The following is a 12,659-nucleotide window of genomic DNA, read 5'->3' as shown; positions in this document are numbered from 1 at the left end:
GCGCTCTGCCGCTCTTATCCATGGGCCAGGGCTTTCGCGATGCCCCCGGTCGGGGAAGCCCAGCGGCGGAGGGCGCCGCGGAGGGGAAGCCTCTTCTTGGGAGCCGCTAGGGCGCGCCTCTGGGGGCATCCCCTTCGGGAGGGGCGAACGCCCTCCGCCGCGTGAGAACGCCCGCGCCCTCCGCCGCCTTGTCTTTCAGATGTAGCAGAACGCGGTGTTGAACAGCTCGTCGTCCAGCGGGTTGTAGTTGTAGTCCCGTTCGGAGTAGGCCCAGGTCATGCTGCGGCTGCCGTTCTCTGTATGGGCGGAGAAGCTCCTGTAGCCGGGGATGCGGCCGTCATGCCACCACACATTGACGCCGCACGACAGCGTGGTCCGGAAGATGCCCTTGCCTGCGTACAACGTGCCGTTGCCCGTGTGCACGAGGCCGCTCTTGAACTCGCTCAACTGAGCCGCCGGGAGCACCGTGCCCTGCAGCAGCGAGCGGAAGAAGGTGTTCTCGTCCGCCGCCGTCGACACGAGCTGGCCCGCGCCGAACCACCTGGTCGGGTTCTGACCGGTGGTCTCGATCAGCGAGCCGCTGGTGGGATTGGTCCAGAAGCCGCGCAGCGCCGGTGCCGGCATGACCGTCGTGGCCGGTACGGAGGTGCCGCTGAGCCCGAGCGGCTCGATGATGTCCCGCCGGATGGCCTCGCCGTACGACAGCCCGGTGACCTTCTCGATCACCATCGCGGCGAGCAGGTAGTTGGTGTTGGAGTAGCCGTACTTGGCCCCGGGCGCGAAGACGGGATCGTGCCGGTTGACGATGGCCAGCAGTTCCTGCGGCGTCCAGGCCTTGGTCATCGTCGACGCGAAGTCGCCCTGGTCGTTGGTGAAGTTGTAGAGACCGCTGGTGTGGTGCAGCAACATCCGGATCGTGACCTTGTCGCCGCCGTTCACCGCGCCCGGCAGATATTGCGCGACCGTAGCGTTCAAGCTCACCCGGCCGGCCGCGACCTGCTTGAGAAGCTCTGTCGCGACGAACGTCTTGGAGATACTGGCCGTACGGAAGCGCGCGTTCGTGCCAGGGGAGTTGCCCGCTGTGGCCGTGAACGTACCCCTGCTCGAATCCCTGAACTCCGCCACGCCACCGCTGCCGCGGGCAGCCACCGTCTGGGAGAGCGTGTTGCGGACGACCTCGCCAGGCAGATCCGCGCTGTTGACGTTGCGGTTGATGACACCCACAAAGCGGTAAGTGCCAGAGTCGTTGTAACGCTGCGCGCTGAGCAACCGCCCGCCTGTACGGAGCGCCTTGTTGGTGAGCTCTGCGTGGCTGAAGCCGTACCACCAGCCGGGCGTACGGCCACCGGGGTCGGCGACCATGACGGCGTTGAACGAGCCGTCCGCGTTGCGATCGACGTCGATGAGCCGCGCGGCGTTCCTGTTGGCGAGGTCGTTGATCTGACTGGGACTGCCGCCGATCCAGTACCACCAGCCGACGTTGCCAGGCGTCATCAGCACGTCGTACTGTGGCCCCGTGTCGCTCTGCCATTCCCGAACGCGCGTGATCCGAGCGCCTGTGCTCGCGACCTTTGACTGGATGAACGAGAGGTCACCCGCCCACCACCACCAAGGCCGCGCTTGGGCGCCGGAGTTGTCGACCATGGCGACCACGAAGCGCCAGCCGTCCGTCGTCCAGTAGCGGTGCACCGAGACGGGCCGCGCGTTCCACTCCTGCAGGCGCTGATGGACGCCGTCCATCGTCAGGCCGTAGTACCAGGCCCAACTCGAGGTCCGGTAGTCGCCGCTGTTGGCGACCATGGTCACGGTGAACGTAGGCGCCCCACTCGAATTGGTGCCCTCCGCCACGATGTCGGTGGGCCGTGCGCCATTGCTGTCCATGAACGACTGGATCTGGGCAGCCGTGGCGCCGTTCAGCGTCCACCAGTTGGTCTGTGACGTAAGCAGCTGATCGTCGCCGTACGTGGGATCGGCGGCAGCCTTCTTGCCCGCCGTACTCGCGCGCCGATGAGCACCCCCACGTTCAGCGGAGACCGGCCGTTCCTTAGCAGCAGTCGCCACTTTGGCGTTGGGGTGTTGCGCCTCGACCACCCCGCGAGCGGCCGGTGGATCAGCCGCCTGGACGGCGGGCGCGATCGGCAACGTCACGCTCAAAGCCGCGAACACCACGGCGACTCGGCGGAGGACAGGTCGGCTCATCAATGCTCCCGGGAGGTAAGCCAAGATCGCGCCCACGCGCCAGCAGACCAGACAAATGATCAAGTTTCAAGATCGAGAACGTGATGGGCCTGGTCACCCGGCATGGCCCCGTGATAGATCCAGATGCCATGCCGAAGCTCCGTGGTGTGACCGCGTCCGTAGTGGCAGTGCTGGCCCTGGGCACCGCAGCCCCGACCGCCTCGGCTTCCGTCGCGAAGCCGGAGCCGAAAGCGCCCAAGGAATTCGTCGCCCTGCGAGACATCGACCCGACGATCATCCAGGAGATGCGCTACACGACCCGCCACAACTTCATCGGCAAGCGCATCGACGGCTACCGCCAGCCCGTCTGCATCCTCACCCGTCCAGCGGCCGTCGCCCTGCGCAAAGCCCAGCGCCAGCTCTTGCGCAAGGGCTACACGCTCAAGGTGTACGACTGCTATCGCCCGCAGCGCGCCGTGGACCACTTCGTGCGCTGGGCCAAGGACCTGAACGACCAGGCCATGAAGCGGGAGTTCTACCCGCGAGTCGACAAGTCGCGGCTCTTCATCGACGGCTACATCGCCGAGAAGTCCGGCCACAGCCGAGGCAGCACCGTAGACCTGACGATCGTGAAGCTCCCAGCCCGCCACACCCGCCCGTACCGCCCGGGCGAGCGCCTGGTCCCGTGCTACTTCCCGAAGGACAAGCGCTTCCCGGACAACTCAGTCGACATGGGCACCGGCTTCGACTGCTTCGACACCCTGTCGCACACCCTGAACCCCCGTATCAAGGGCCGGCAGCGCGCCAACCGCCTCCTCCTGAAGAACACCCTCGAAAGCCTGGGCTACGTCAACCTTCCTGAAGAGTGGTGGCACTTCACGTACAAGCCGGAACTCTTCCCCAACACCTACTTCGACTTCCCAGTCTCCCGCCGCTCCCTAACTCACCACCACTGACCGCCGCAGCCCAACGCACCAGCCATCTGCCCGGTGCCGCTGGGCCTGGGACCTGCAGATGCTGGGCCCGGGACCTGCAGACGCTGGGCCTGCGGACGGTGGGCCCGGACCCGCAGACGCGGGACCCGGGGCCCGGGGCCCGTGGAGCCTTTGCCAGCGACGGGGGAACCTAGCCGACTAAGAGACGTCCTCGGTGACGGTGGAGAGGTCGGCGAGGATCTCCGAGGCGATCACCGGATTCAGGTCCCCGAACGTGCCCGCGTCGCGGTCGCGGAAGTTGCCGGGCGCCCCGGCCAGCCACACCACATCCAGGCGCTGCTCGGGGTTGTAGTCGATGCCGCCCTTGTAGAAGCCCGGATACAGGTTGACGACGAGATGGCGGCCGTCCGGCAGCGGACGGGAGATCCACTCTTCGACGCCGTCGCTGATGACCTCCCCGCGCTCCCAACCTCGCCGGGTCAGCCCGAGCACCTTGCCGAACGGCACGCTCACGCCCTCGAAGTGGAACAGCCGCACGGCCTTGCGCTCCTCGGCGGTCAGCTCGTACACGGGCCGGGCGAGTTGCGGGAACGGCTGGATGAGCTCGTAGTCGGCGAAGATCTCCATCCAGGCGTCCCGCGCCGCACCCAGGGTGGCCGGATGCGCCAGCCCGATCACGGCCTCGGCAGCGGGCACGAGCGTCCGGTCCTCGACGTCGGCGAACGTGCGGTCCTCGGCCAGGCGGAACGGCACGCCGCCGCACGTCCACACCAGCCGCCGGGCGATGTGCCAGACCAGCGGGTGCCGGACGAACAGCTCGCCGAACTCGTCCTGCGTCCAGGTGCGGCCCGCGACCATCGCCCGTTCGAGGCGCTTGATCTGGTCAGCTGCGACGGTGCGCACGCCCTTCTTCAGCTCGCCGAAGGCGCGGTACGCGGCGGGGGCGAGTGCGGCGTCGTCCTTCACGCCCGGCTTGGGGAGGTCCTTGCGCCAGGCGCCGTCCTCGTCGGTCACATACGGCCGCAGCGCCTCGTCGAAGCCCACGCGGAACCGGCGCGGCCCGTAGTCGAGCGTCATGCCACCGTCGGCGTCGAGGCCGAAGGAGGGCACGAGCCGGTCGGCGAGCTGCTCGCCGCTGAGGCCGAGCCGGTCGGCGACCGCCTCCATCTTCCCCTGCGCGTACTCCTTGATCGCGCCGAACTTCGCCTTTCGCGCGATGGAGTCGAGCAGCATCAGCGCCGTTTCCGAGCCGATGAGGGCGAGCGCGTCCACGCCCGCGACCGCGTTGGTATGGCCGTTCTGACCCGGCCACGCGTGGATGAGTGGGGTCAGGCTCCGGGCGGCCGCGTCGTCGCCGAGCAGCCCGACGGCGGTGACCGCCCACTTGTCGGCGGAGCGTTCGCCGTGCTGGCGCCAGCGCTCGAACATGTTCCACGCGAAGGCGGCCAGTGACGCGGTGTCGCAGGTGTCCTTGATGGCGGCCACACCGGCGTGCGGCTCGTCGGGCGTGGACAGCGCCAGGATGTCCAGTACGTGCCGTACGGACGAGACCGGAAGCGCCTTGCGCTCGCCGTTCAGGAGGAGTTGCGGCAGCACCGCCGGGTCCGCCCAGGCCGGGAGCCGCGGCGGCTTGGGGAGGTCCTCCTGCTCGGCAGCGAGCATGGTGTCGATCGCCTGCGCGGCTTCGTTCCCGTGGCTTCGGGCCGCTTCGACGACAGTGGAACGGCCGTTCGCCCCGGCCAAGTGGCGCAGGGCGCCTTCCGCGGCGCGCCGCTTCGGCCCCGCCTTGCCGAGGGCATCCGGGACCAGGAACGGGACCGCGTCGTTCCCGTGCCGGGCGAACCAGGCCTCCGAGTGGGTTCGGGCTTTCTTGAGCCGTATGAGCCAGCTGGCCATCAGCGCCGCCACCTCGGCGGTCAGGAACGGAACGAGCAGACCCCCGCACGCCTGCGGATCGCCCTTCGCGTAGGGGAACAGGATCGGCAGCGCGTCAAGCTCGTACCGGGCCGCCAGGAGCTTGCCCCAGTTCTTGATGTCACAGCTGCTGTGCCTGTTCGGGTCGTTCAGCGTCCAGCCGGAGAGGAGGGGGCGGGTCAACTCGTCCGGTCCCACCATCAGTACGCCGAGCTCGAGCCTTCCGTTCAGTCGCCCGGCCTTGAAGTCCTCGACGTGCTTCTCCCAGCGCGGACCGCGTTCACATACCGGAGGGAACCCCCAGGTATCGCTGTTGTCCATGCCTCCTTGGACCAATGCGGTCGGATACGACACTCTGCCGTTCGCCCACCCGTACTGCTCGTCCTTGTCCCACCGGACGGACCTTTGGCCGGGGACGGTCAGGCCCCTGACGACGGTCTGGGCGGTCTTCTTCTCGGGACGCGCCCATGGCGGCTCGACGAGAAGGTCCGGAAGGTCACCAGGAGCTGCCTCCGCCATGAACGCAGAGCCGCCGATCACGGCTTCGACCGCTTCCCGGACGGGAGCGGGCAGCGTCGGCAGTGCGGCCTCGGCCAGCTCGCGGTGGCCGATGACGTGCTCCTCCAGCAGGTCGGTCGCCCCGGCGGCGGCCAGCTCCCGCATCGCGCGGACAGGGAACCGCTTCATCGCCTTGGTGAGCTCGGCGCTGACATGCTTGTTCGCGCGGCGCTCGACCAGCGCCCGGAACGCCTCGTCCGAGGGCAGTACGCCCAGCACCTCCAGCAGCCCCTTGCGACGGGGCGCGGACTTCATCCACCGGTCCAGCGCGTCGGCCATCAGCGGCGCGACCGCCGCGCCGACGCCCTCCGCCATCGAGCGCAGGACTTCCGGGTAGTAGCAGTCGGAAACCGTCAGCTGCGCCGCGGCCCCGAGCATTTCGAGCTGGTGCGCCGAGCCGAGGGAGCTGAGCATCAACCCGCGCGCGACCTCGTCGTGGTCCTGGCAGAGCTCGTCCACCCAGTCCTGCCGCGTCGGCACCAGGTAGGCGGTCAGGGCGCGCTGCATGAACCCATCACGGCGCTCGGCGAGGCGCTCGACCGTCTCGGCGTACTCCTCGTCGCCTGCGGCGGCCAGCAGCGTACGCACGCGCAGCGCGCCGTCCGGCAGCAGCCAGCCGCCGCGCTTGCCCGGCTCGACCAGACGGACGCTCCCGATCCGCCTCCCGCCGCGCCCCGGCTCGTACGACTCCTGCAATCCGCACAACTCGGCGAGGGCGCACGCCGCGAACACCACGCCGTGCGCGGAGACCCACGCGTCCACGAGGTCGTCCTGGTTCCCGGGATAGCTGGCTTTGGTCAGAACGACCAAAGCCAAGACGGCGGCGCCGCGCGGATCGGGCTCACCGGCGAGCTGGGCGCGCGCCGCTGCGGCCAGATCCGGGGCGGTGCCCTCGGCGCCGAGCACGCGCTCGATGTCCTCATCGGCAGACTGGAGGAACCCGGCGACGGTCTGCTCCGCCGCCGGATCGGGCGTGATCTTCGGGCCGGGGGAACCGCCGCGGCGCGGATGGATGCGGCGCCGCCAGCCGTTCGGTACGACCAGCGTGTCTTCGTCGGGGAGCAGCGGGGAGCGATCGGTCATGGACCCTCAGCGTAGGAGCCCGGTCCGACACCGCGCCGCGAAAACGATCATCTCGCGCTGGGCAGGTACGGAACCGTGCCCTGGCTGTGGAAGCGACACCGGCGATGGTCCGCCAACACCGCGAAGTGGGCCCGAACGGCCCCGCCCGCGCCGCGAAGTGGGCCCGAACGCCCGCCTACGCCGCGAGATCCCGCCGCTACGCGCCTCACTTCGAGACACGCGTCCGAGGATCCCTTCATCACGCCCGTCAAGGCGGCGGACCACTACGCCTTCTGCAGCAAGCTGAGGCAGGAATATGAAGACTTCGACGACTACGCGACCAGCCTGATCGACGCCCCAACTTGGTGGATCTGGTGGGACTGAGCGTCCACGGGAGTCAGTTCCCGTCGGGCGTCGCGCCTGCCGAGAGCCACGCGGCAGGCGATCGCCGCAGCCGATCGCCGCTGCCAGCCGCTTGTCGGCGGCAGACCACGCGGTAGGCGATGCGGCCGCGCGGCCTGCCGTCGGGTTTACGCGGTTGGCGGATCAGGTGATGCGAGCCGGGTCGGATGCGGGCAGTGCCGCGCAGGCGCGCCCGTTGGACAGCGCGACTGCCCCGGCCACCACGGTGCCGCTGTAGATGCCTCCCCGCGGAACGTTGCTTTCCCGCGAGCCTTCCCACTTCTTACGGAACCACAGTCCGCTGTCCCACGTGTGCCGCTTGCTCCAGCGCCGGGGGCCGTTGACCTGGACTCGCCAGCTGTAGGAGACGGCCCTGCGAGCTCCGGCCAGTTCGAAGCCGGTCCTGACCTTGTACTTGCGCCGGCCCACATCGCTCATCCACAGCCACGCCTTCCCGCAGTTGCCGCGGACGACGTTCATCGGCGTCACGGCACCGGACTCGGCGACCTCGATCGAGTCGACCTCGACCAGCCCGACCTCCACCAGCCGATCCGGCGCAGACCCACGCGCGTCGGCCGCCGAGATCGAGGCAGACGCCACCGTGCCCGACACCAGCGTGACGCCGGCCACCGCCAGCGGAACCAGCGCCTTCACCACAGGCCTCATCGAGACTCCCTTCCAGGGGGTTCGCCGTCGCGCATCAGCCCGACGGCCCGTCGATGACCAGTGGAGCCAGCCCGCTGCCCGGCCCGGAAGCCTGCCGCCCGGCCCGGACAGACCGGGACACGGACGTCCAGGCGGCCGGGACAGCCCAGGGCATCGGCAAGTGCGGGAACGCCAACGCCCTCCGACAGCCCAGCGCCACGGCCGGTCGTCAGGGCGTCCGCACCACCGTCGTTAACGCCGCCGACCTCGAAGCCCGCCCGAATTCCGCTGGCCGCACCCCCGAGAGACGCCAACCGACATTCCTTCCCCTTCTCCGGGTGTTCTCCAACCGAGACCTTCGATCTCTTGGCCTCCCGCCGCACCTGCACCGCTGCCAATGCACGCGAAGCTCAGCGATCCGCTGCCGGACTCGGCCGACCGTCGCGCCAACGCCTCCAAACGGCACCATCGCCTCGCCTACCTGCACCCATGGCAAAGCCAGCGCCGCGATCAAACAACCCGGCCGCAACCGTCCACTTCACAGCGCACTGCACCGGACCAGGTTGATTGCGCCCCGCTCCGGCACCAGAACCCTCACGATCTCAGATTTTCCAGGCCACCAGAGCCGACCAGACCACCACCACCGCAGCCCAGGGCCTCCACCACTCCGCACTTTCTGGGCGTCGTACGTAACCAAAACTCTCTTCCCCTTGAGGAACCGCACGTTCCACAAGGCTCCGTAACGTACGGAGTACCAGCAGGAACGAGGGGAGCAAGAAATGTTGCGAGGATTCGCCACCATCAACTTCTGGGTCGACGACATCGAGGCCGCGGCCGACTGGTACGCCGAGCTACTGGGCATCAAGCCGTACTTCAACCGTTCAGGCCCCGACGGCCGCCCGGCCTACATCGAATTCCGCATCGGCGACTACCAGGCCGAGCTGGGCCTGATCGACAGCCGCTTCGGCCCGCCCGACGCCAAGGGCCCCGGCGGCAGCGTCATGCACTGGCACGTGGATGACCTCGAGGGCACCCTCGCCAAACTGCTCTCCATGGGCGCCACCGAATACCAGCCCATCACCGAGCACGGGGAAGGCTTCGTCACCGCCTCCGTAGTCGACCCGTTCGGCAACGTCCTGGGCATCATGTACAACCAGCACTACCTCGACACCCTCGCCACCAGGTCATAGCGCCAGACCAAAACACGGGCGGGCCCTAGGGCCCGCCCGTAGCTATTCGCCCAGAATCTTCATCAACAGCGTCACCACAGCCACGCTGACGCCAGTTCCGGCTTGACCGCCACCACAACTCCGATCAGCACCGCGACCAGGATGATGAGGCCGGTGTGCTGAGCAGCCGCACGGACCCAGGCGCACAGTCCGGTTATCGTTCGACCACTCGATCGGATTGCCATGCGGGCAGAGAAACCATTATGGCCCGCACCATGCCTATTCAGGTCCTGGGAAAAATGCACAGGCGCCGATCACCTGTCACCAGATCGTAAGATGACTGCCGAACTGGGTGAGTCCGCGAGACACTGGGGCCGACGACAGGAGAGTCCATGGGGCAGCCGGTTGAGTCGGCGTCACCTCTACGAGGTGGGCCGACCGTCCAGCGCATCCTGCTCGGCACTCGCCTACGACAGCTTCGCGAGGCCCGAGGCATCAACGCCGAAGAGGCCGGTTACGAGATCCGCGGCAGCCACTCCAAGATCAGTCGCATGGAGCTAGGCCGCCTGAGCTTCAAGGAACGCGACGTAGCCGACCTGCTCACCCTCTACGGCGTCACCGACGAGTCCGAACGGAAGTCCCTGCTCGCGATCGCCCGCCAATCCAACAAACCGGGCTGGTGGCATCAGTACGCCGACATCCTGCCCCCAGGCCTCGACTCCTATATCGGCCTGGAAGAAGCCGCCTCCCTCATTCGCAGGTTCGAGGCAAGCCACATCCCAGACCTCCTCCAGACTCCGGACTACGCTCGCGCAGTCGAGACCGCCAAGGATCCAGATGCCGATCCCAACAACATCGAACGCCAGGTAGCCCTCAAGCTAAGACGCCAAGAGCTGCTAAGAGAACAAGGCGGCCCAACCCTGTGGTTCGTGCTGGACGAGGCAGTCATCCGCCGCCCGCTCGGCGGTGAAAAGACCATGCACGCCCAACTAGAGCACCTAATCGAGTTGAGCCGGCTCCCGAACGTCCAACTCCAGGTAATCCCCTTCAGCGTCCCCCACCCCAAACAGGTCGGCTCCTTCACCTACCTCCGATTCGCCAACCCGCACCTCTCCGACCTAGTCCACCTCGAACGACTCACAAGCTCGGCTTTCATAGACAGACCGGACGACGTAGAGGCCTACAAAGCAGAAATCGACACCCTAAGCGTCCAAGCCCTACGCGCCGAAGACACCCGCCACTTCCTCAGCGAGGTTGCAGCTCACCTCAGAAGCTAGTGTCCTGAGTCGTTAATTCGTTGGCAGTAGACAGTGAGGGTCTCTCAGCGAGAGTTGTCCGGTTCAGTTGTGCTGCATTCGGCGTCACGTCCTGCGTAGCCTGCGTCAGTGCTGTCGTTCCGAGGAAGCTTCAGCCGTACGCTTCTCCGACTGGCACACGCGGCTGCGACACTCTTCGCCCATGACGACGCCACCACGCTGGACCGACGATCTGTTCCCGTTCCCCACCCCGCCCGCACTCGCCAAAGTGGTCGACATTGCCTGGGAGGAGGGATTCCTCACGACGGACCTGTACGAGGAGGGCCTGTACGACGCTCCCCGCGTGCAGGGCAGCTTTGCCTTGCCGTTCGATCTGTGTGCGGTACCCCTCGCGCCTCAGGGGTGGGAGTACTGCTACGCGGGGGAAGTGTCCCGCCGACACTACGTGCCGTTCATGTCCGTACCCGAACTCCTGCCCTTCGCGGACCTTGGCTCCGGCACCTGCGTCGGATGGGCGGTCCCAGCGCCGGAACTCGGGCGCACCGACCATCCCGTTGTTTCCTTCGGCCACAAAAAGCCGGGCGTCATCGGCCGGAACACCTTGGATGGCCTCACCTTTCTACTCGCCCTCGCTCTGCGCAGTGGAGGAGAGCGCCGCCGCACCCAGGTGGCACGCCTGTCCGCCGAACTCGGCATCCGCCCCACCCCGGAGTACGGGGTGAACCCCGACGGCGGCGATGTGGAGATCCCGCTCGATCTCGCGCCGCCGGCCGGTTGGCGCCACGAGCCCGATCCGTCCGGCATCGGAATCGGCGTTCTCGCACCGAACGATGCCTTTGGCGAGGAGTACCCCTCCTTCACCGGGGAGATAGACACCATCCTGGCCGACACCTGCCGGATGCTCGACGCGGGCCACCCGGCGAGCGCTCTTCTGGGACTCACCGCCGCCTACCACGAGGATGCACACCGCCTCCCGGACCTCCACCCATTGTGGGCACGCGCTTACGACGATCTCGACCGCCCTCTGTTCCGAGAACGTCTCGACGTCATGCTGGAGGACTACCAGCAGGCGTTCTAATGCTGTGACTTGGAAGTGTCCGGCTGGTTGATGGGGTGGGTGGATGCCGAGTCCAAAGCCGTTGCCGCTGGAGTTGTCCGATCAGGAGCGCCGGGTGTTGCAGGGCTGGTCGCGGCGGCCGACGGCGCCTGCATCGCTGGTGCTGCGCTCGAAGATCGTGCTGGCGTGTGCAGAGGGCGCGTCGAACTCGCACGTCGCACAGATGCTGGGCGTCTTGCGGGAGACGGTGCGCAAGTGGCGGGCGCAGTTCGCCGCGCACCGGCTAAAGGGGCTGGTGGACCGGCCGCGTTCGGGGGCACCGCGGAAGATCACCGATGAACAGGCCGAAGCGATGATCGCGAAGACTCTCGATCAAGCGCCGCCGAAGGGGACACGCACTGGTCAACGCGCTCGATGGCTCAGGCTGCCGGCATGTCACAGTCGGCCGTCTCCCGGATCTGGCGGGCTTTCGGGCTCAAGCCCCACATCGTGCAGACCTGGAAGCCATCCACCGATCCGCAGTTCGTGAACAAGGTGCGTGACGTGGTGGGCATCTACCTCTCGCCCGAGAACGCCCTGGTGCTGGCGGTGGACGAGAAGTCGCAGATACAGGCCCTGGACCGCACGCAGCCCATGTTGCCGCTGGCACCCACCGTGCCCGCGAGGATGACGCACGACTACGTCCGTCACGGCACCACCAGTCTGTTCGCCGCCCTGGACATCGTCTCTGGCTCGGTCATCGCCCAGCACTACCGCCGCCACCGCCACCAGGAGTTCCTACGGTTCCTCAAGCTCATCGACACAGCCGTGCCCAAGGACCTGGACCTTCACTTGCTGCTGGACAACCACGCCACCCACAAGACCGAACCGGTCAAGAAGTGGCTGCTACGCCATCCCCGCTTCCACCTGCACTTCACCCCACCTCCGCCTCCTGGCTCAACCTCGTCGAGCGCTGGTTCGCCGAACTCACCACCCGGAAACTGCGCCGCTCCACCCACCACAGCGTGGTCGAACTGGAACGCGACATTCGAGGCTGGACCAACGAATGGAACAAGGACCCCAAGCCATTCGTGTGGACCAAGACAGCCAACGAGATCCTCGAAACCCTCACCGCATACTGCTAACGAATTAACGACTCAGGACACTAGCGAGTCGCCAGCTGTCGCCTCAGCCACCTCGACGCCAGCCGCCGCAACGTAGTAACTCCAAGAAACCATGACCGTCCGCTTGCGATGGCGGCCGAGTCTGCTGCTACTCCTCCCGACGTGGGACTGTCTGAAAGATCGTGTGGGTGGGGTGGTGATCCGGAAGGCTGGGGCTGAGGCCCCGGCCGGGAAGGATCATGCGTGACCAACGACGATGAGGACGAGACAGGTAGCGGGTTGGATGTCCAGCTCGCGGCTGAGCTGATCGAGCGGGCCAAGGCTGAAGGAGTGTCGCTGGTCGGGCCGGATGGGCTGCTGGCCGGGATCACCAAGACCGT

7 protein-coding genes and 1 pseudogene are annotated in these 12,659 nt (G+C 67.4%); 5 read left to right on the top strand and 3 right to left on the bottom strand.

The window, feature by feature from the left end:
• Positions 1–195: 195 nt before the first annotated feature.
• A complete protein-coding gene (locus F8566_RS15725) occupies positions 196–2,199 on the bottom strand; it encodes a serine hydrolase domain-containing protein (protein ID WP_151560995.1) in 2,004 nt (667 codons plus the stop codon).
• A 146-nt stretch (positions 2,200–2,345) separates the two neighbouring features.
• On the opposite strand from F8566_RS15725, the gene F8566_RS15720 reads away from it, so the two are divergent.
• Positions 2,346–3,134 (top strand): M15 family metallopeptidase, encoded by a 789-nt coding sequence (locus F8566_RS15720; RefSeq protein WP_225993218.1) that lies wholly within the window; start codon positions 2,346–2,348, stop codon positions 3,132–3,134.
• A gap of 177 nt (positions 3,135–3,311) precedes the next feature.
• On the opposite strand, the gene F8566_RS15715 is transcribed toward F8566_RS15720, so the two are convergent.
• Together F8566_RS15715 and F8566_RS15705 are read right to left on the bottom strand one after the other, a co-directional pair.
• Entirely contained in the window at positions 3,312–6,668 is a 3,357-nt protein-coding gene (locus F8566_RS15715; RefSeq protein WP_151560993.1) for a DUF4132 domain-containing protein, read from the bottom strand.
• Positions 6,669–7,193: 525 nt separating this feature from the next.
• Complete coding sequence (locus F8566_RS15705) at positions 7,194–7,715, bottom strand: hypothetical protein (RefSeq protein ID WP_151560992.1); 522 nt, start codon at positions 7,713–7,715, stop codon at positions 7,194–7,196.
• 758 nt (positions 7,716–8,473) lie between these two features.
• Between F8566_RS15705 and F8566_RS15700 the strand changes: the two genes are divergently transcribed.
• The 4 genes and pseudogenes from F8566_RS15700 (at position 8,474) to F8566_RS15685 (ending at position 12,300) form a co-directional block, all read left to right on the top strand.
• Complete coding sequence (locus F8566_RS15700; RefSeq protein ID WP_151560991.1) at positions 8,474–8,884, top strand: VOC family protein; 411 nt, start codon at positions 8,474–8,476, stop codon at positions 8,882–8,884.
• A gap of 371 nt (positions 8,885–9,255) precedes the next feature.
• Positions 9,256–10,140 carry a helix-turn-helix domain-containing protein gene (locus F8566_RS15695; protein ID WP_151560990.1) on the top strand — a complete coding sequence of 295 codons (885 nt, stop codon included), beginning with the start codon at positions 9,256–9,258 and terminating at the stop codon, positions 10,138–10,140.
• A 181-nt stretch (positions 10,141–10,321) separates the two neighbouring features.
• Positions 10,322–11,197: a hypothetical protein gene (locus tag F8566_RS15690; RefSeq protein WP_151560989.1), complete on the top strand. Its 876-nt coding sequence runs from the start codon at positions 10,322–10,324 to the stop codon at positions 11,195–11,197.
• Positions 11,198–11,240: 43 nt separating this feature from the next.
• A pseudogene (locus tag F8566_RS15685) lies at positions 11,241–12,300 on the top strand (IS630 family transposase).
• Positions 12,301–12,659: the final 359 nt, after the last annotated feature.

It is taken from the genome of Actinomadura rudentiformis, from assembly GCF_008923185.1.
Classification (GTDB): Bacteria; Actinomycetota; Actinomycetes; order Streptosporangiales; family Streptosporangiaceae; genus Spirillospora; species Spirillospora rudentiformis.
The sequence above is the reverse complement of the archived record's forward strand: the minus strand, read 5'-3'. Positions and strand labels throughout refer to the sequence as shown.